Genomic DNA, 19994 nt, shown 5'->3' on the forward strand with positions numbered 1-19994 from the left:
TCGTCCATACTCTGGTCCTCCAAGCAGCTCCAAGCGCAGTAATTCTCGACACCAACAAAGACCGGTATGGTTAACAGACCGTTTCCAAAAAAGTCTTCCGGCGAAAAAGCCGCGCTGGTCATGAAACCAACAAGCACGGTCGTGCTTCGGTTCCCTACCTCGAAAGGCCAAATTTACGGAGTGTTGGCTCAGCCCGGAAGGCTGTGGGCTTACCCGTCTCGCGCGAGGTCGAGGAGATGTCGCCCGTCGCGGGTATCGATCTCGACCAACCAGAGATCGGAGTCGAATTTCATTTCCCGCTTGATCTTCTCCTCCACGTCCAGAGGAGTGACGCCAACCAGGACGGCTGTGAAAAGCCGCTCGGATTCACTCTCGACAAGCACCTGAGGCGCCGGGCCATAGAGGCTTGCGGTGCCATCGAGATGGTCGATCTTCACGAATACCGCGCCGGCCTCCGCCGCCCCGCGGCGCCGCAGGACAGCATCGAGCCCTTCGATGGCACAGCGGCGCAAGTATGCCGAGACCCAGAAATCGGAACGAAGACGGGACACTACGGAATCTGGATGCCGGCCTGCGAAGACAATTCGCGAACCGTGCGCGCGGTGAACTCTCCCGTCACTGGAAGACGCTTGTCGCGTTCGAAGGCTTCGATGGCCTGCCGAGTGCCCGGGCCGAACGCTCCGTCGATCTTCACCCCATAGCCGAGCTTGGCCAGAGCCCGTTGCCCCTTGAACACCACATCCTCGGCATCCGCTTTTCCGACAGACGCGGGTGGAACGGGGACGGCCCCTCCCATGCGAATGATGTCGGCAATCGGATCCCTGGCGCTCGGCGCAGCCGCCACAGGAGCAGCGCCAGGACGCGCGGGTGGAGCAGCCGCTGCAACGGGAGGCTCTCCGCCATTCCGGATAAGATCGGCGATGGGGCTTCGCTGCGCGGGCTTTGGCGGCATTGGAACCGCAGCCACTGAGGTTTGAGGATGGCTCAGCGAGGGATCGGGTATCGTGGCCGACGCCGTATCTTGCGCAGGAAGCCTCGCGGGTTCGACGCCAATGGGTCTCGCAAGCGGAGCGGGATTTGAAGCGCCGACGACTCCCTTATTGAACAGAGGTGCGGGGTGCCGCGCCTTTTGAAGGGCGAGCGCGTTCCATGCGATGATACCGGCGCATCCTGCAAAGAACAGAGCCGCGCCGACTTCACGGGGACGGCTCATGACCATCTCCAACAGCGCGTTTCTGGCGGCTTTCTTCTTGCCTCCGCGTGCGGCCGAACGGGGCCGGGGCGTAGACGAGGAGACCATGAAATCACGGTCGGACCGGGCGGCTAGAGCTTCACGCAAGGCGACTACCCCGCTTTCAACAAACGAACTCCGCTATGGGAGTTTACCATGGAACGAACCACCGAGTGGGATTCAGCCTGAAGCGGCCGATCTGCCTCGATGGGGAGATTGATATGGACATGTGCGCCCTGCCCGACCTCGGCAAGCGAAACGCGACCTCCGTGCAGATCGACGAGAGCACGCACCAAGGCGAGACGAAGTCGTGCGCCGGCTATTTCTGCATCGTTGGTAGGGCTCGAAAGACCGGAGTGCTTGACACTCAACGATAAGCTTCGCCCATCCACATGCGCCTTGACGAAGATCTCTCCATCCTGCGGCGTCGCCGCGAAAGCATTCGAGAGAAGGGCGAGCAGAATCTGTCTGAACGCCTTGCGGTCAGCCCGGACGCGCGGCAGAGCCGGTGGCATCTCGCAACGAATATCGAGCCGCGCATTTTGTCGATCCGCAGCAACCGTTGCGCAGACTTCAGTGAGAAGCGTGGCCACATCGATCTGCTCATACGCCAACGCGTAACGCTCGGCTTCAATTGCGGATAACGTGAGAAGAGCATCCACGCTTTCGAGCATTCGCTCCGTGTCCTGGCGAATGATTTCGGCGTAGTTGCTGCGTCCGCGGTGTTCCATCAGCAAGGTGGAATAGCCTTGAATGTTCATGAGCGGCTTGCGCAGGGCGTGTCCTGCCGTCGTGAGGAGCCGGGCACGGCCTTCAGCGAGCGAGACAACCTCGCGATGCGTTGCTTCCAGACGCTCCAATTCCGCCTGATGTTCGTCGATCTCGCGCATCATCGCGACAACGATGCCACGCTCATCGCTCGAGGTCGGCAGACGATGCGCCCGCATCTCAAGCCAGATCATGCGCGGCTCCATGCCGGGAGCGTCAGTTGCACCGGATCGAACACGGATCCGCGCCCGCGCTGGCGTGGAACCGTGAGCGGCATCGCTCAGAGCCTTCAAGTAGGCGGGTCGGTCGCCCACGTGAATGCGCTGGAAAAGACCGATGCCGCGTAATGTCGAGGACGATGCACCAAGCAGGCGCGGCGCGGCGCTGCTCGCGCGCAGAACCGCACCCATGCCGTCGTGCCATGTCACGAGATCGTCGATGGTCGCAAGAACGTCTGCTTCCCTCCTGTCGCCAGCAAGGGAGGCACGGTGCAAGAGACCGTCCATCCGCCGAACAGAGAACGCGTGGGCAACCATGTGACCCAGCAGAAAGGCCATGCCGATGCTAAAGACCACCTCCATGCCGACTGGCTTAATACCGATTCCAACCTTCGGCAGGCCCACAGCGACGAGAGCCGTCGGGACGATCAGTGCCACAGCCAGAGCGATCGCGCGCCGTGATCTGAAAGAGGCAACCTCCATCGGAATCAGCATGAAGGCCAGGGTAGCGAAAATCGGCTCCTCAAGGCTCGACAGCGCCACGAAGAATGCCAGCACGGTCGAAGCCAGTGCTTGAGCCGCATCGAGAGACCGGAAGCGAAGGAGTACGAAAGCCGCGGCAAGCTGGCTCATGACCAGAGCCATTGCAGTGCCTTCGAGAAGGCCGGGTGAGCTCTGATGAATCAAAGCCAGGGGAAAGAGTGCGATGAGTGCGACGAGCGCAACGACGGCGCGCACGATCACGAACCGCTGAACCTGCAAAACGCGGAATGGATCTGCCCCCGAAGGATCTTCAAGAAATCCTTCGAGCCAGCCATCGACCCGGTTCCATGTAGAATTCGTCAGCAAATCGCAACCACGCCCATGAGGGATCGTAACCCCTCGCCCCATTACCGCCCGACCCTGCCAGAGGGCACTTAAGCGAAACCTAAAAGTGAGGCGCGACGCCGGGGTAAATGGCCTTCGCACGAAGCGCGGCGAGCCTGAGCGACGCTTCCCCGGTCGGATTGACCACGCAATTTTCCATTTATTACAATGATGTAGCCTGGATAAAGACTTCGTTCATTCTATTTCCATATCGACCGCACACCCCCTACGCCGGCAAGCGTGGACCCTTTATGGTTGCAACCTGGCGCCGGAACACGGCGAGATCGATGACAGGCCATGTTTTCATTGTTTCGCATTTTCATCGTCGTCGGCGTGATCTTCTATCTCTCCCCCGTCCGCAACGAGGATGCGCTGCCCTCCCTGTCCAAATGGCTCGGCTGGGCGGAGGATGCCTCCAAGTCGGATGCGGTCGGCGAGAGCCCAGCTCGGCTCGAGACCATGTGGCAGGCGCTCCCGGATAGCGCCAAGCAGGCAATCCTCACCAAGATCATGTCCGATTCCGGCACGACAGCCACGCTTCCGAAGGCTGCGCCTCCGATGGACACGCTTTATGCGGACGACCGGAAAGCCGCCTGGCGTGGTGACACGCACAAGCCGCGCTCCTGATCATCGCCAAACGCGGCATCAGCGATTATATGAGCGAATACCTTTATACCTTGGAACGCTATGCCGCTGTCGATTGACGAGATTGTTGCGAATTTCGAACTCCTCGACGATTGGGAAGAGCGCTATCGCTACCTTATCGAGTTGGGTCGCTTGATGGAGCCGCTGCCGGAGGCGTCCTATTCCGATGCCAACAAGGTCCAGGGCTGCGCGAGCCAGGTCTGGCTCGAAACCCATTTCGAATCCCCGGCGAACGCTCCTGTCCTCCATGTGCGAGGCGACAGCGATGCCCATATCGTCAAGGGTCTGGTCGCGTTATTGACGGCGCTCTACAACGGCAAGACCGCGCCGGAGGTTCTCTCCACCGATGCCCTCGGCCTTTTCAAGGAATTGGGCTTGGCTGAACATCTGACGCCGCAGCGTTCGAACGGCGTCAGATCCATGGTCTCGCGCATCCGGCAGGACGCGCAAGCAATGGTCAAATCCTAGAGCTGGATCTCCCGGACGGCTGTCATCTATCTCGCTGGATTGTCTCCTAGAGCGGCGTGATCTTTCGGCGAACCGGCAGCACTCGCCTGATCATGCTCAGGCCCGGCCGCCTTCGATCACGACGGCCTGCCAAGCACGTATACCCCGTGACGCCTTGGGGCCGTGGGCGGCATTCTCCAGGCCATAATGCTCGGCAAGCCGCGCCAACGCGAGCTTGACCACGACCTTGCCCGAGCGTGGCGGCCAGCCCCGCTCCCGCTCGATCAGTTCGAGACCTTTCAGAAAGCCGCACAGGTCCAGAAGAAGATCAGCCAGATCTCCACCGACCGCGTCGAAAGCGTGCCGGAGGCGCTGACGCGCGGCGATCATCCGATCTGTCGCATGAGAAGGCGATTGGGAGGAGCCGCTGCGTGGAGAGGCATCCCAACGCGCCGTCACCCCCGGTAGCAGCCCCGCGAGGGTAATGTCCGTCCGCAGCCGCTCCCCCGCTTGATGAGACACGTCGTCGATCATGGGGGTTCCATCCTTGTTCTTCCGGCGCCGCAACCAATCGAGCGGGTTCTCGTCCGCGTTGACACGCAGGCGGACGGCCTCTCCGGCAGCCGTATCGATTTTACCCTCGACGATCCCGCCATGTTGATTGCGGAACCCTTCCTCTTCGGAGTCGGCACCGATTCGTCGCAAGTAGGCGTGTCCGACCTGCGTGATTCGCAGGCTTCTACGCTTGCGTTCTCCCTCCTCCCATCGCGCCAGGTCCTCACGCACCAAAGCCTCGGCGATGACGGAACCGAAGCGGCCCGCCCCCATGGAAATGCCAGCCTTGGAGCGCCGCGAAACGTTGACGCTCTCCTCAATCGGCTCGAAAACTGCCTGGACATTCTTTTCAGCCAAAAGACCGAGCAAGCGGGTGGCTTCCCTCGACAGCCCTCCTGTCGGATAGCCCGCCTTTTCTCTCCCGATGCGAACGCCCCGGTCGCGCGGTCGCGCCCGCTGGCGCCTTTCGATGTCCGGAGGAATGCCCGGCTGACCAGACGTCCCATTCTCAAAATCGTCATTTTTGTTCATGTTTTGTTCTCTATTAAACTTTAGCGGGAACAGGTCCCGGATGCACTTAATGGTGAGGTAACCGGCAGAAGTGTCAAGGACGAAGAAAGCAAATTAATACGGGCTGTGGATGCGCGCGGAGGAGATCGTTGCCCGTCAAGGGTTCAACGTCCTCAAACGAAAAAGCCGCCCCCAGGGGCGGCTTGACCGGTGAGATGCGCTAAAATCAGCTACGGGAAGAGCGGCGCTTGCGGCGCTGCTGGCCGAGGCCCATTTCTTTCGCAAGCTCGGAACGAGCCTTGGCATAGTTGGGAGCAACCATCGGATAGTCGGCCGGCAGACCCCACTTCTCACGGTATTGTTCCGGAGTCATGTTGTACTGCGTGCGCAAATGGCGCTTCAGGGACTTGAACTTCTTACCGTCTTCCAAGCAGACGATGTAGTCCGGCGTCACAGACTTCTTCAGCGGAACGGCAGGCTTCGGAGCTTCGACGGGAGCTTCAACAGTTCCGCCGCCAACACGCAGCAAAGCGGAATGCACATCGCTGATCAGAGTCGGCAAATCGCCAGACGGCACAGAATTGTTGCTCACATACGCAGAAACGATATCTGCCGCCAGCTCAATGTAGTTCGATGTGGCGAGAGTGTCGCTCATAATAGTCTTCTTCCTTTCTGGTCTTCGAGCCGATCCGAAATGTGCTGGAAACCGACAATCGGAGAGTTTTACCGAAAGCTGCGCTTAATTCACTTTCGGATCAGCTTGTCAGATGCATATCGCAGACCTGAAAACGTGATCCTTGGCTGAGGTATGTCAAATTTCTGCCGATGACAAGATATGAAAGTCGAAAACTTTGAAAAACTATATATCAACTTGATCCACTAAATAAATGAGGCGAATCCACCCCTCAGATCTCAAGTTCGGGCGAACATGCAAAAAAGGCATAATACTACCTATAGGATTGCATAGGGCGTATGGAATATTACATATTCGCTTTGAATCAATCGTAAATTCCTAGCAAATCGAAAACTTTCGATAACCCAAGGTGTTCCGCAGGTTGTTCGATAAGGAATTGTCATTTTGGAATGTTTTCCATGAAAATCGAGTGTCTTGCTGTAAATCCCCTTCCCGCGGCACCTGTCTGCCTGCGCAAACCCTTCAGTTTCTCGCTTTACGGGGTTGAGATCCAAGATGACTACGCGTGGATCAAGGCCGAGAACTGGAAAGATGTCTTGAAGGATCCGAGCGCCCTCGATCCGCAGATCAAGACCTATCTGGACCAGGAAAACGCCTATACCGACGCTGCGTTAACGGGCACGGAAGACTTGCGAAAACGGCTCGTCTCCGAAATGCGCGGACGGATCAAGGAAGACGATTCATCAGTCCCCGAGGTCGACGGTGCATATGCCTATTTCACGCGCTATCGCGAGGGCGGTCAGCATCCGCTCATTTGCAGAACGGCGCGCGGCGGTGATGATGAAGTCGTGCTGCTCGATGGCGACAAGGAAGGGGAAGGCCAAGCCTTCTTCGACTTGGGCGGCGCGGAACACTCACCCGATCATCGCTATCTCGCCTGGAGCGCCGATCTGAAAGGGTCGGAATACTTCACCCTTCGCGTCCGTGAAACCGCCACCGGCTTGGAATTGGCCGACGAAGTGCCGGGAACGGCTGGTGACGCCGTCTGGCTCGGTGATTCATCCGGCTTTTATTACGTGGAGCTTGATGAGAACCATCGTCCGGTGCGTGTCCGGCTGCACCGCCTCGGCACGCCCGCCAGCGAAGACAAAGCGATCTACGAAGAGCACGACCCCGGGTTCTTCGTGAATATCAGTGCGACGCAATCGGATGCCTTCGTGCTCATCGAAGCGAGCGACCACGAAACTTCCGAGGTCTGGATCATCGATCGCGCCGACCCGACCGGCACGCTCCGCCTCGTGGAACCGCGCACCTTGAGCCTGCGCTATGACGTGGAACATCACGGCGATCAGCTGGTCATCGTCACGAATGCGGACGGTGCTGAAGATTTCAAGATCATGACCACACCGGTCGCGGCGCCTGGACGATCCAACTGGCGCGATCTCGTCGCCTATCGTCCTGGCGTCATGATCCTGTTCACGGTCGCCCTGGCCAAGCATCTGGTGCGCCTCGAACGCGAAGACGCGAAGCCGCGCATCGTCATTCGGGAATTCGCCACTGGTCGGGAAGAAACCATCGCCTTCGAGGAGGAGACCTATTCGCTCGGCATCGACCCCGGCTACGAGTTCGATACCACGATCATCCGTTATCGTTATTCCTCTCTCACGACGCCGAGCGAGGTAACGGATTACGATCTTGCGACCGGTACGCGAACTTTAAGGAAACGCCAGCAGGTTCCGAGCGGGCATGATGCATCGAACTATGTGACCCGCCGCATCTTCGCCACCGCGCCCGATGGGCAGTCGGTTCCGGTCTCTCTGCTCCATCATCGCGACACACCGATTGACGGAACGGCACCCTGCCTCCTCTACGGCTACGGCTCCTACGGCATGTCGATCCCGGCCGGGTTCCGCACGAACATCCTGTCTCTCGTGGACAGAGGATTCGTCTTCGCCATCGCGCATATCCGCGGCGGCACGGAGAAGGGATGGCGTTGGTATCTCGACGGCAAGCGTGAGAAAAAACAAAACACCTTTACCGATTTCATCGCCTGCGGGCACGCACTCGCCGATGCTCGATACACAAGCCGAGGGCGGATCGTCGCCCATGGTGGCAGCGCTGGCGGCATGCTCATGGGCGCGGTCGCCAATCTCGCACCCGAGCTTTTCGTCGGCATCGTTGCGGAGGTTCCCTTCGTCGATGTGCTGAACACGATGCTCGATGCCGAACTGCCGTTGACCCCGCCGGAATGGCCCGAATGGGGTAACCCCGGCGAGGACGAGGCGGCGTTCCGGACGATCCTTTCATATTCCCCCTATGACAACATCAAGCCGCAGAATTATCCCGGCATTCTTGCCTTGGGTGGATTGACGGATCCACGGGTGACTTATTGGGAGCCCGCCAAATGGGTTGCCCGGCTGCGAGCCACCATGACCGGCGGCGGCCCCATTCTGCTCAAGCTGAATATGGAGGCTGGCCATGGCGGCGCGGCCGGACGTTTCGACAGGCTGGAAGAGGTTGCCCTAACCTATGCCTTCGCCATCAAAAGCGTCACCGGTTTCAAGGCGTGATATTGGGGCATTTGCCTAAGGCCGGTCCGAATTTTCCAAAGAAACCGCGGAGGATCAAAGCGTTCTGTTTCCGCAAATCCTAGCTCATCAGAGGTGCTACAAGCTGCGACATCCGCCTCCACGGACTGGAAGGGAGAGTGATCGGACCTATCTCACGAGATGAGTGTGTTGAGAGTTCGAGTCCATGACCCATCGGAGCGAACCGTCACTGAACGGCGGGGCAGTCTCTAATGAGAATGTTCAAAAACAACGACCGGACGATTTGAAGAGTCAGTCGAGTCACGAGGAAACCGCACTTCTTCAGAGTCGAGAAGAGCTTTCCCCGGCTCGCTCGGCGGCTGAGAGCAGCGTATGGGAGTGCGATTTGGGATCCGGTGAAATGACCGGGTCCGCCGCGTTTCGGAAAAGTCTCGGCCTCAGCGACGATGTTGCGCTCACCTATACAAAGTTCCAGGAGAGCTATCATCCGGAGGATGCGCAGAGGGTCAAGAACTCCATCGAGGAGGCCATTGCCTCCAGCAGCGACTATGACATTGCCTGCCGCATCATCCGCGCGGATGGTTCCATCGGATACGTCGCGATGAAGGGCTGCGCCATCTACGCCGGCGGCAGACCGATCCGCCTGATCGGCACATTCCGGACTCTATCCGAGGAGGATCAGGCTGGGCGCGGCGACGTCGCTCAGCACCGCCTGAAGTTTGTTCTCGATCTCATGGACCAAATTCGGAAGCTGGACGACCCCCTAGCGATTGTCGACTCTGCGATACAAGAATTGGGCACTTTCCTCAAAGCGGACAGAGCGGGATGTGGCGAGGCAAGCCGATCCGGCGAGGTTGCGAACCGCGAGTGGGTCAACACGACGGCCGAAACGGCCAGCCGGTCCTACAATCTCGATAGCGTTGGAGCGGACATTCTGTCTGAGCTGCGGGGAGGCCAAACAGTACTCGTCACCGATTCCGCCAGAGACACGCGTCTCGAACCGGACGCCAAGGTCCATTACGCGGCCCGTCTTGCGAGATCGACCATCATCGTACCGCTTAACAAACGCGACCACCTCAGCGGTGCCTTCTACATCTCCGCCGGTCGACCTTATGCGTTCTCTGTAGAGGATGCCGCCTTGGCGGGTGACGTGGCGAAGAGAGTCTGGAGCGCGGTTGAAAGGGCCCAAACCGAAAGCGATCTGCGCGAGAGTGAGGCGAGATTGCACATCGTCGCCGAAACGCTCCCCGCCCTGGTCTGGATCGTGACCCCGGAGCTCGAACTCATCTATGCCAACGCGCGCTGGAGTCGGTATTCCGGTCTGGCGGAGAACGAGTCCCTCGGACTCAGCTGGATGGGTGCGGTCCATCCCGACGATCTCGCCAAGATCATGGAGGATTTTCAGGAGATTCTGCGCGGGCAATTGGCTTATGCGACGGAAGCGCGCTACCGCAATCGAGATGGCGTCTATCGCTGGCACATGATCCGCGCGGAGCCCATCCACGATGCGCGGGGCGCCTTCAGAGGTTGGTCCGGCACGAGCGTCGATATTCACGATCTCAAGCAAACCGAAGAGGCCCTGCGCAAAAACGACACACAACTTCGCATCGCCCTTCAGGCGGCGCGCATGGGTGTGTGGAGTTGGGATCGGGCCACGGATGCGGTGGACCTTTCGCCTGAAGCGGCGGAGCTTTCCGGTGTTGACCCCGCCAGCAAGTTCACTTGGAAACAATTGCAGACAAAGCTCACTCCTGCTGACGCGGCCCGCGCGATCGCAGCCAGAGCACATGCCTTGGAGACAGGAGAGCCCTACAGCATCGAATATCGCGTCATGCGCAATGACAAGCAATCCGACAAGATCTGGATCGTCGCGCAGGGGCAAACCACCTACAATTCGAATGGTGTCGCGACCGGCATGACCGGCGTCGTGCAGGACATCACCGACCGCAAAATCGCGGAGGAGAGGCAAAATCTGCTCATTCGCGAACTGCATCATCGGGTCAAAAATACACTCGCGACGGTTCAGGCGATCGTCGGATCGACGGCGCGTACCGCATCGAGCATCGAAGAGTTCTATCAAGGTTTTGTCGGTCGGATTGTCTCGCTTGCGCGGACGCACAACCTGTTGACTGACGACCTCTGGCAGAAGGCCTCTCTCGGCGACTTGATTCAGACCGAACTTGGCCCTTATGACGATGACAATCGAAATCGGATCGTCATCGAGGGGCCCACTGTCGAATTGCCGTCCGAGGCCGCAGTGCCCATCGGAATGGCGATCCACGAACTCACCACGAACGCAGCGAAGCACGGGGCGCTCTCCACCTTCGGCGGCCAGATCGATGCTCGCTGGCATATCGAGCAGAACGGCGGCAAGCCGTTTCTTCACTTCAGTTGGACGGAACTTGGCGGCCCGAAGGTTGCGAGACCCAGCCATCAGGGCTTCGGTTCACGCCTTCTGCAGCGCGTCCTCACCACACAGCTCCAAGCCGATGTCCATATGGACTTTGGACAGGACGGTTTGCACTTTACAATGGTGATGCCAGTTCCCGGCGAGCCGCCTCTCTTCAACCCGGATCAATGAAATGCTTCTCAACGTCGCGCGTTCGCAGATTGTCGTGGTCGATATTCAAGCGCGACTTATGCCCGCCATCGCCGAGAGCGACCGGATCGAACGGAACGCAGGCATTCTGCTCAAGGGAGCTGATCGCTTGGGCATACCCGTGACCGTGACGGAACAATACCCGAAGGGTTTGGGATCGACGGTCGAGTCAGTGGCTCAATCCCTGCCGAGCGATGCCGTGGTTCTGCCGAAGATGAGTTTTTCCGCGGCCGTGGATACCAACATCGCAAAGCGCGTCGCCAACTTACGGAAAAGCGGTCTCGATCAAATTGTCGTTTTCGGAGCCGAGGCGCATGTCTGCGTCTTGCAATCCGCGCTCGGCTTCAAGGAAACGGGAGCGGAGGTCGTCATCGTGGGTGATGCGATCTCAAGTCGCTCGCATCACAGCGTGGATGCCGCTCGCACACGTCTGCTCCAAGCGGGATGTCATTGGATCACGACGGAGATGGCGATTTTCGAATGGCTTGAAGGCGCCGGGACCGACGATTTCAAAGCCCTGTCGGCTCTCATCAAATAGATGAGCTGCTCTCGCCGCCCGCGGCAATGAAAGCCTTCAGCTCGTCGAGCGAGCCGAAGCGATAATTCCCCTGTGGGGTCTTCGCCTCGATGGAGCCATCGGAGAACATCACGTAAGTGTTGTCGCCGGAATTATACGTGCCGATAACGGTCGCGGACGACACGGGCTCCGGCTCCTCTTCTTCGGGAACAGTCTCTGGAGCGGGCTCCGCTGGGAACTCCATTGCCGGTTCGCTCGCATACTTTGAGACAAAGTCACCCTCAGCCTCTTCCGGCGAAGCGAATTCGGTCTCGACCTCCTCAGCCGGCAGATCCTCTTGGATTTGCGGTGTCTCCGCAAACACAGCAAGGGTTTCTCGCCGCTCGACCAGGAAATCGGGGATGCGCATCTCGGACTCGGCGCCAGGTTCAGAGGCTTTCGGCTCGGCTTCCGGAGCGAGAAGATCGTCAAAATCATCGAGCGAGATGCGCGGTTCCTCGCGCTTGTCTTCTTCTGCGGCTTCGAAGAGAGGCAAGCTCGTCTCGGCTTCACCTTCCTCACGGCTCACGGCATAGCCCGCCGCTGCACCAGCCGCAGCCCCGGCGGCCAGACCGGGGGCGACCGGGGAAACCTTCTCGGCCTGCGAGGGTGTCTTGGGCTCCGCCGAAGGAACTCGTGTTCCCGACAGAAAGTGCGCCAGATCAGACCTGATCTCCGTCAGACGCATGACGATCATCGCGAGGCCAATCAGGAGAACGCCACTCGACGCCGCGATGCTTCCCGCGATCGCCGTCGTCCATCCGCGCTCCAGCAGAACGTCGTCCCAACCCAGCACAAAGGTGAACAGACCACCGACAATCATCGCTAGGGCTAATGCGAAAAGCGCGATGACCATGTCTTCTCCGTTACGCAACTCTACAGGCGGTCTAAACCGCAGGGCCGAATTTTATAAGGCAAATGCCGTCCCAAGGGAAGCTTGGGGCATAAAAGTCTCAAGCTTGGCCGTTGCCCTGAGGGCTGTAGCGCTTTAACTAAAGCGCCAGATCGCACGAAGCCCCAAGGAGGCGTCCATGTCGTTCACCCTGCCCGATCTCCCTTATGCCTATGATGCCCTACAGCCGTACATGTCCCGTGAAACCCTGGAGTTTCACCACGACAAGCACCATGCGGCCTATGTGACAAACGGCAACAACCTGCTGAAAGGCACCGAGTTCGAGGGCAAAACCCTCGAAGAGATCGTGAAGGGCTCCTACGGCAAGAATCCGGGCCTCTTCAACAACGCGGGCCAGCATTACAACCACCTCCACTTCTGGAAGTGGCTGAAGCCCAATGGCGGCGGCAAGATCCCTGGCAAGCTCGAAAAGAAGATCATCGAGGATCTGGGCTCGGTGGAGAAGGCTAAAGAAGATTTCATCCAGGCCGGCGTAACGCAGTTCGGTTCGGGCTGGAGCTGGCTCGCGGTGAAGGACGGCAAGCTCATCATCGCCAAGACCCCCAACGGCGAGAGCCCGCTGGTTCACGGCGCGACCCCGATCCTCGGCGTCGATGTCTGGGAACACTCCTACTACATCGACTACCGCAACCGCCGCCCCGACTATCTCAAGGCGTTCGTCGAGAACCTCGTGAACTGGGAATATGTCGAGGAACTATACGAGGCAGCGACCCGCTAAGAGATTGGTACCGCTCTCCTGATGTCATTCCGGGGCCGCGTCAGCGGAGCCCGGAACCCATAACCGCAGCCGTTTCAGAACGTTCGCAGCGGGTTGGGTTTTCATCTCATCCGGAGGTGTCGGCGCGTCTGGGTTCCGAGCTCGCCTGCGGCGCCCCGGAATGACGATGAAGCGGGGCTCTTCGGAGCCCCGTTTTCTTAAAGGCGTATCAGGCCATTGGCCATTCTGCCCCAACCATGAAGGGGATCCGCATGTTGCAATGCCTACCCGTCGCTCTGTCGGCGCTGATCCTGGTCTCTGCCATCGCGAGAGCTGACGATAAGGACTTCTGCCAAGGCACAACTCAGTACGAAATGAACATGTGCGCGGCGCGCGAGTTCGAAGAGACTGACCGCGAGATGAACGCCCGATACGCAGCGCTCATGGGGCGGCTCGGGCCCGAAGAACAGACAAGTCTGCGCGAAACGCGGAGGGCTTGGGAGACCTATCGGCACAACATGTGCTTGTTCGAGGCCATGGGCCTCGGGTCCGCTCGTCCCATGGTGTTCTCGGGGTGCTTAACGAAGCTCACGCAGGAACACGTCAAGCTCTTAGATTATCACCTGACCTGCCAAGAGGGAGACCTCTCGTGCAAAGGTAGGTAACCCGATTCCGTTGTAAGTGACGTTGAGGGGCTTTTTCGGAGGCACTTTTTCTTTGTCAGGTCAGGCCGGGGACAAGCCTGATTCCTCTTTCCTCCAGCAACGCGCCGAAGTCCTCGGACCTGAGGTATTGGAGTTCCGCCTGGCGGCTTTCCAGCACCGGATCGAGCCCGATCAGTTCCGCATCCACGTAGCCCGGATGGCACATGACGAGCGGGCGAGGACCGAGATGGGAGAGAGCCGCCTTGAAGACGGGAGCCGGATCGATCTCCGGGCTCAAGGGGCTGAAGCCCGAAAACCCCTCATTGACCGCAAATCCCGCCTTTCGGGCCGCGCCCGCAAAACCCAGGGCGAAAGCGCCCACGAGAACTGCCTTTCCGGCGCTGATGCCCCGGCGCGTCATGTGCGACAGGCTGTCGGACGGATCACGGATCCACAGACGTCCCGCATATCCCCGCGCCTTGAGGGCGTCGAGGAGCACATGCCGCACGCCGGGCAGCACATGGACATGCTGGTGGCCGTCCACGAAGCTCGGCGGCGAGCCGAGAGCCTTCTCGAAGGTGTCGATCTGGCGGTCGATATCGGCACGTATCTCATGGGAAGGAATTTGACCGGAGAAAGCCTTACGCAGCAAGGTTTCCAGAGATGGAAACGAGCCATTGGGTGCAAGCGTCGGCATGGCACCGAGAGGCACCCCGGTCGTCAGGTTCAGGTGCAACCCGATGCCAATGCGCCCGCTAAACGGCTTCAAATTTCCGGCGTTGCGGGTCCATGCCGGCATGTTGGACATGACGCTCGTGGCCGAAATCCGCCCCATGCCCGCCAATTCCAGAATGCCGCGGCTGACCCCGTCGGTTAGGCCGAAATCGTCGGCGCAAAGGACCACGGGTCGGGGAAAACTCATCGAAAGCTCCAACATCGGCTCTGCCGTACTTTAAAGCCTTTTCCACGAATAGAATTCCTAGAAAAGACCCCGCGTTTTCGCCCGCCCGCATTTTCTCCCCCAGAAGCGGCCTGCGGTACGCCAGAAAATGCGTCCGCCCCTCTTGAGTGCAACGACAAACTCGGCTCTCAATGCGCGCGAAAAGCACAAGGATTACCGCGTGGCGTCCCCTGAGATCAGCGTCATCATCCCCGTCCACAACGAGAGCGCGAACATCGCGCCCCTCTGCGACGCGCTCATTCCTGTCCTGAACACGATCACCCAGGCGTGGGAGGTCGTATTCGTGGATGACGGCAGCCGGGACGATACCTTGAGCCGGATCAAGCTCAAAAGCGTCGACGAGCCACGCATCGGGGCGGTGTCGTTCAGCCGCAATTTCGGCAAGGAGATCGCCATCGCCGCCGGGCTCGACCATGCGCGCGGCGAGGCCGTCGTGATCATGGATGCAGACCTCCAGCACCCCCCGGAAATGATCGAAACCTTCGTCGCCCGCTGGCGCGAAGGCTACACGATGGTCTACGGCCAGCGCACGGACCGCTCGGACGAAACGCGCATCAAGCGCGGCTTCGCTCACCTTTTCTATCGCCTCTTCTCCAAATTCGGCGAGATCAGCCTACCCGAAGGCGCAGGCGATTTTCGCCTGATCGACCGTAAGGGCGTGGAGGTGCTGCGCACGCTCGGCGAACGCGCGCGCTTCTCGAAGGGGCTCTATGCCTGGATCGGTTTCAAGAGCACGGGCGTGCCCTTCGTGGTGGCGGACCGGATGCACGGTAAGACCAAATGGAGCTTCAGAAAGCTTCTCCGCTTCGCGTTCGACGGCATCACATCCTTCTCCAGCGTGCCGCTGCGCGTGTGGACCTATCTCGGCACCCTGATCTCGATCTGCTCGATCCTGACCGCTCTGTACTTCATGATCAGGACCCTGCTGTTCGGCACCGATTTGCCGGGCTTCCCGAGCCTTATCGTGTCGGTGATGTTCTTCTCCGGCATTCAGCTCATGTCGCTCGGCATTATCGGCGAATATGTGGGACGAATTTTCGCCGAGGTGAAACGGCGGCCCCTCTATGTGGTGCAGGAGCATGTGGGTGCTGCTTCCGACATGCGCCGTGAGCGGATCTGATCGATGTTCCGCAAGATCCTTTCCGTCGGCGGCTGGACGCTTGTATCGCGCCTGACGGGTTTCATTCGTGATGTCGTCATCGCAGCGGTGATGGGCATCGGCCCAATTGCCGATGCTTTCTTCGTGGCGTTCCGCATCCCGAACCATTTCCGCACCATCTTCGGCGAAGGCGCGTTCAACAATGCGTTTCTGCCGACCTATGCGGGCGTGCTCGAAACGAAAAAGGAGTCCGCCGCCAAATCCTTCGCGAGCCGCGTGACGACGTTGATGCTGATCATGCAGCTCGCGATTCTTGCGGCAACTCTTCTCGGAATGCCTTTCGTCGTCGATCTTCTCGCGCCGGGCTTCTCGAAAGATCCCGCGAAGTACGAACTCGCGGTCGCGCTGACGCGCATCACGTTTCCCTATCTTCTGTTCATCACCCTGGTCACGATCCTCTCCGGCATCCTGAACGCGCATGAGCGCTTTGCCTCCGCCGCTGCCGCACCCGTTCTTTTGAATGTCTCCATGGTCGCTGCGCTCGCCGTGGCGTTTCTGTTTCCGGATGCGGGCTATGCGGCAGCCTGGGGCGTCACCGTATCGGGTGTATTGCAGCTCCTCCTCGTCTGGCTCGACGCGGAACGCCTCGGCATCGCGCCGCGCCTCGAAATGCCGCGTTTCGATCCGGCGATGAAGCAGTTCTTCAGAACCCTCGGTCCAGCGGTGATCGGCTCGGCCGGGGTTCAGCTCGCACTCTTCGCGGATACGATCATTGCCTCGTTCCTGCCCACCGGTTCGGTATCCTCGCTCTATTATGCAGACCGCCTCTACCAACTGCCGCTCGGCGTCATCGGCATCGCTGCCGGAACGGTCCTGCTGCCCGAAATGAGCCGCCGCATTGCCGCAGGCGACGTTGCGGGCGCGCATGCAGCGCAGAACAGGGCGATCAGTCTCACCCTCGCGCTCGCCGCGCCCTTCCTGATCGCCTTCATCGCCCTGCCGGATCTCATCATGGCGGCGCTGTTCCAGCACGGCCAGTTCAATGTGGCAGCGACGAAAAGCGCCGGCGCGGTGCTCGCCGCCTATGCGCTCGGTCTTCCCGCCGCCGTTCTGATCCGCTCGGCCTTGGCGAGCTTCTATTCGCGCGCGGATACGATGACGCCGCTCATCGCTTCGCTCACGGCGGTCGTGATCAACATCATCGTGAAGATTATGCTGATGGACAGACTCGGCGTGGTGGGCCTTGCCATCGGCACCGCAGTCGGCACCTGGGTCAATCTCGGACTTCTTTTTTTCCTCGCCCATCGGCGCGGCTGGGCGGACCCGAGTGGAAGCCTTTTCCGCGCCTGCGGTGCGATTGCGACGGCAAGCATCCTGCTCGCGCTTTTCGCGTGGTTCAGCCCAACACCCATCGCCCATTGGACGAACGTGTTCCCCTGGCGCGAAGAAAGCCTTCTCGCCATCGTAGGCCTTGGTGGCGCGCTCATCTATGGCGCATCGCTCGTTGCCGGATTGAAAGTCGCGGGCATCCGCCTGTCGCGCCGCTGATTGAGAGCGCGACAGCGCGATGTGATTTACGCCTTGAAACTTTGACTGCTCATGATCCAGGCGGACAACCGGTTCCCACTTGTCCTGATCATGCGCTGTGCGCGAAGGCCCAATAAAGCTCGCGCGCCTTGCGATAGAACGGCCCCGGCTGCAGATCGCGGTCGTCGATCTTCAACACGGGCATCACCTTCGAATAATTGCCGGAGATGAAGATCTCATCCGCCTGCTGGAAATCCTCATAGCGCAGCGTACTTTCGAGAACCGTCACGCCATCGTTGCGCATCAGCTGGATGACACGCTGGCGAGTGATGCCGTTCAAGAACGTTCCGTTCGCGGCGGGCGTGTGAACAACGCCGTCCTTCGCCATGAACACGTTTGAGGTTCCCGTCTCCGCCACGTTGCCGAGCGCATCGCACACGAGCGCGTTGTCGAAGCCCTTCGCCTTCGCCTCTCGGAGGACGCGCGCGTTGTTCGGATAAAGACATCCAGCCTTTGAATCCGTCGGCATGGATTCGAGCGTCGGGCGGCGGAAGCTCGACTTCATCACGGAGAGCCCACCCGGCACGGGCATGGGGGCCTCGAACAGCGACAGGCAAAACTTCGTCGATTCCGGATCGGGCACGATGGTTGAAAGCCCTTCCGCCTCGCCCCAGTACATGGGCTTCACATAAAGCGCGGTATCGGGCGAGAACTTCTTCGCGCCTTCGCGCACAAGATCGAAAATGCCCTGAAGTTCCATAGTCGGCTTCAGGCCGATGGATTGCGCCGAACGATTCACACGCGCGCAATGCTTGTCCATATCGGGCATGACGCCCTCGAACACGCGCGCCCCATCGAAAACGGTGGAGCCGAGCCAGGAAGCATGGGAGCGCGGGCCTATGATTGGCGGATTGCCCTCGTGCCAAGCGCCGTCGAACCAGTTCCAGGTTTTCGAATACCAAGCCATCGCCGTCTCCACCCATCAGTCAGTGCTGTTGTCCTAATCGAACGCCCAGTTCAACGCGGCGTCAATGGGAATCATTCACGCGGGGGGAAACGATTGGTGATCGGTCACGTCACGAATTGTGATGAGTGAGATAGGGGACACACGCAGTAAATCACCTCTCCCACTGGGGAGAGGTGATAGGAAGCGACTCGCCTCTCGCTTACTCCGCCAAGGCCGCGAGAATGCGCGCCCAGCTGCGGGTGCCTTTTTGGAAGCTTTTGAGATCGTACTTTTCGTTCGGCGAGTGGATACGGTCGTCGTCGAGACCGAAGCCCACGAACAGCGTATCGAGGCCGAGCGTGCGCTTGAAATCTCCGCCGACCGGGATGGAACCTCCCATGCCTATGACGATGGGATCTTTCTGCCACTCGTCATGGAGCGCTGCCTTCGCCGCGATCAGCGCCGAAAAATCGTTCGGAAGCGAGAGAGCGCGCGTGCCCTTGTGCTTGATGAACTCCACAGAACAATCGGCGGGAATGCGCTCCTGCACGAAGGCATGGAAATTCGCCGAGATCTTTTCCGGGTCCTGATCGCCGACGAGGCGGAACGAGATCTTGCAGCGTGCTTCCGCCGCGATCACGGTCTTGGTGCCCTCGCCCGTATAGCCGCCGATGATGCCGTTCACGTCGCATGTGGGGCGTGACTGGACCTGCTCGATAAGCATGCGGCCCTTCTCGCCGGCGGAATGCTTCAAGCCGATCTGACCAAGAAACTCTTCTTCAGTGAGATTGAGTTTCTTCCACTGATCGAGAAGCTGCGTCGGCGTTTCCGGCACGCCTTCGTAGAAATCCTTGATGGTGATGCGCCCGTTATCGTCGTGGATCGCCGCGATGATCTTGGAGAGTACGTGAATCGGGTTGCGCGCCGCGCCGCCGAAGGTGCCGGAGTGCAGATCGCGATCCGCGCAACGCACGATCACTTCCTCATAGACCATGCCGCGCAGCGAAGAGGTGATCGCGGGCGTATTTTGATCCCACATCCCGGTATCGCAAACGAGCGCCACATCGGCCTTCAGCTCATCCTTGTTGGCCTCGATAAATTCCGGCAGGAACTTGGAGCCGTCCTCCTCCGCACCTTCGACGAGGAAAGTGATGTTGATCGGCAGTGACCCCGTCACCGCCTTCCACGCCCGGCAGGCTTCGACGAAGGTCATCACCTGCCCCTTGTCGTCGGAGGAGCCGCGCGCGCTGATGACCTTTCGGCCATCCGGCAACGTCGCTATCTTCGGCTCGAAGGGCGGCGTATCCCACAGATTCAGCGGGTCGACCGGCTGCACGTCGTAATGCCCATAGAACAGCACATGCGGCTTCGCCGTGCCCTTCGCATGAGCGACGACGGCGGGATGTCCGCCTGTTTCGCGCAATGAGGCGTCGATGCCGATGCTCTTCAGATCATCCACGAGCCATTGTCCCGCATTGCGGCAATGGTCCTTGTAGGCGGGATCGGTGGAGATCGACGGGATCTTCAGCCAGTGGAAGAGGCGCGCGAGGGAAGCGTCGAGATCGGCGTCGATGCGGCTGAGGACTTGATTGAGCTGAGACATGGGTTCGACTTCTTGAGAGAATCTG

Annotated in this window: 18 protein-coding genes; 9 read left to right on the forward strand and 9 right to left on the reverse strand. The window is 59.8% G+C overall.

The window, feature by feature from the left end; all coding sequences use genetic code 11:
• Nucleotides 1–209: 209 nt before the first annotated feature.
• The 3 genes from AB4072_RS02040 to AB4072_RS02050 form a co-directional block, all read right to left on the reverse strand.
• The gene (locus AB4072_RS02040) at nt 210–551 is read right to left on the reverse strand and encodes a DUF1491 family protein (RefSeq protein ID WP_441965235.1); all 342 of its coding nucleotides are present in this window, start codon (nt 549–551) and stop codon (nt 210–212) included.
• Entirely contained in the window at nt 551–1213 is a 663-nt protein-coding gene (locus AB4072_RS02045; protein WP_441965236.1) for a peptidoglycan-binding domain-containing protein, read from the reverse strand. Before AB4072_RS02045 ends, AB4072_RS02040 begins: the two co-directional genes overlap by 1 nt.
• A 131-nt stretch (nt 1214–1344) precedes the next feature.
• Entirely contained in the window at nt 1345–3066 is a 1722-nt protein-coding gene (locus tag AB4072_RS02050) for a sensor histidine kinase (RefSeq protein WP_441965237.1), read from the reverse strand.
• 315 nt (nt 3067–3381) lie between these two features.
• Between AB4072_RS02050 and AB4072_RS02055 the strand changes: the two genes are divergently transcribed.
• Together AB4072_RS02055 and AB4072_RS02060 are read left to right on the forward strand one after the other, a co-directional pair.
• A complete protein-coding gene (locus AB4072_RS02055) occupies nt 3382–3711 on the forward strand; it encodes a hypothetical protein (protein ID WP_441965238.1) in 330 nt (109 codons plus the stop codon).
• Between the two features lie 60 nt (nt 3712–3771).
• Nucleotides 3772–4197 (forward strand): SufE family protein, encoded by a 426-nt coding sequence (locus AB4072_RS02060; RefSeq protein ID WP_441965239.1) that lies wholly within the window; start codon nt 3772–3774, stop codon nt 4195–4197.
• A gap of 96 nt (nt 4198–4293) precedes the next feature.
• On the opposite strand, the gene AB4072_RS02065 is transcribed toward AB4072_RS02060, so the two are convergent.
• Together AB4072_RS02065 and AB4072_RS02070 are read right to left on the reverse strand one after the other, a co-directional pair.
• Nucleotides 4294–5262: a DUF6456 domain-containing protein gene (locus tag AB4072_RS02065; protein WP_441965240.1), complete on the reverse strand. Its 969-nt coding sequence runs from the start codon at nt 5260–5262 to the stop codon at nt 4294–4296.
• 205 nt (nt 5263–5467) lie between these two features.
• Nucleotides 5468–5896 carry a MucR family transcriptional regulator gene (locus AB4072_RS02070; RefSeq protein ID WP_441965241.1) on the reverse strand — a complete coding sequence of 143 codons (429 nt, stop codon included), beginning with the start codon at nt 5894–5896 and terminating at the stop codon, nt 5468–5470.
• A 437-nt stretch (nt 5897–6333) separates the two neighbouring features.
• Here AB4072_RS02070 and AB4072_RS02075 point away from each other — a divergent pair, with 437 nt between their 5' ends.
• The 3 genes from AB4072_RS02075 (at nt 6334) to AB4072_RS02085 (ending at nt 11561) form a co-directional block, all read left to right on the forward strand.
• Nucleotides 6334–8445, forward strand: a complete 2112-nt coding sequence (locus tag AB4072_RS02075; protein WP_441965242.1) for a S9 family peptidase — start codon at nt 6334–6336, stop codon at nt 8443–8445.
• Between the two features lie 379 nt (nt 8446–8824).
• Complete coding sequence (locus AB4072_RS02080) at nt 8825–11005, forward strand: PAS domain-containing protein (protein ID WP_441965243.1); 2181 nt, start codon at nt 8825–8827, stop codon at nt 11003–11005.
• Nucleotide 11006: 1 nt separating this feature from the next.
• Nucleotides 11007–11561 carry an isochorismatase family protein gene (locus AB4072_RS02085; RefSeq protein ID WP_441965244.1) on the forward strand — a complete coding sequence of 185 codons (555 nt, stop codon included), beginning with the start codon at nt 11007–11009 and terminating at the stop codon, nt 11559–11561.
• Here AB4072_RS02085 and AB4072_RS02090 read toward each other — a convergent pair.
• Entirely contained in the window at nt 11554–12435 is an 882-nt protein-coding gene (locus AB4072_RS02090) for a hypothetical protein (RefSeq protein WP_441965245.1), read from the reverse strand. The two genes, AB4072_RS02085 and AB4072_RS02090, sit on opposite strands and share 8 nt — an antisense overlap.
• Before the next feature lie 175 nt (nt 12436–12610).
• On the opposite strand from AB4072_RS02090, the gene AB4072_RS02095 reads away from it, so the two are divergent.
• Nucleotides 12611–13210: a superoxide dismutase gene (locus tag AB4072_RS02095; protein WP_441965246.1), complete on the forward strand. Its 600-nt coding sequence runs from the start codon at nt 12611–12613 to the stop codon at nt 13208–13210.
• A gap of 251 nt (nt 13211–13461) precedes the next feature.
• Nucleotides 13462–13854: a lysozyme inhibitor LprI family protein gene (locus AB4072_RS02100; protein ID WP_441965247.1), complete on the forward strand. Its 393-nt coding sequence runs from the start codon at nt 13462–13464 to the stop codon at nt 13852–13854.
• Between the two features lie 55 nt (nt 13855–13909).
• Here AB4072_RS02100 and AB4072_RS02105 read toward each other — a convergent pair whose 3' ends face one another.
• Nucleotides 13910–14755 (reverse strand): ChbG/HpnK family deacetylase, encoded by an 846-nt coding sequence (locus AB4072_RS02105; RefSeq protein WP_441965248.1) that lies wholly within the window; start codon nt 14753–14755, stop codon nt 13910–13912.
• A 199-nt stretch (nt 14756–14954) separates the two neighbouring features.
• Between AB4072_RS02105 and AB4072_RS02110 the strand changes: the two genes are divergently transcribed.
• The gene (locus tag AB4072_RS02110) at nt 14955–15914 is read left to right on the forward strand and encodes a glycosyltransferase family 2 protein (protein ID WP_441965714.1); all 960 of its coding nucleotides are present in this window, start codon (nt 14955–14957) and stop codon (nt 15912–15914) included.
• A 3-nt stretch (nt 15915–15917) separates the two neighbouring features.
• Nucleotides 15918–17441, forward strand: a complete 1524-nt coding sequence (gene murJ / locus AB4072_RS02115; protein ID WP_441965249.1) for a murein biosynthesis integral membrane protein MurJ — start codon at nt 15918–15920, stop codon at nt 17439–17441.
• Between the two features lie 88 nt (nt 17442–17529).
• Here murJ and AB4072_RS02120 read toward each other — a convergent pair whose 3' ends face one another.
• Nucleotides 17530–18387, reverse strand: a complete 858-nt coding sequence (locus tag AB4072_RS02120; RefSeq protein WP_441965250.1) for a branched-chain amino acid aminotransferase — start codon at nt 18385–18387, stop codon at nt 17530–17532.
• Between the two features lie 199 nt (nt 18388–18586).
• On the reverse strand, nt 18587–19969 hold the full coding sequence (locus AB4072_RS02125) for a M20/M25/M40 family metallo-hydrolase (protein WP_441965251.1): 1383 nt from the start codon (nt 19967–19969) through the stop codon (nt 18587–18589).
• Between the last annotated feature and the right edge of the window lie 25 nt (nt 19970–19994).

Source organism: Microvirga sp. 2MCAF38 (assembly GCF_052115485.1).
GTDB lineage: Bacteria > Pseudomonadota > Alphaproteobacteria > Rhizobiales > Beijerinckiaceae > Microvirga.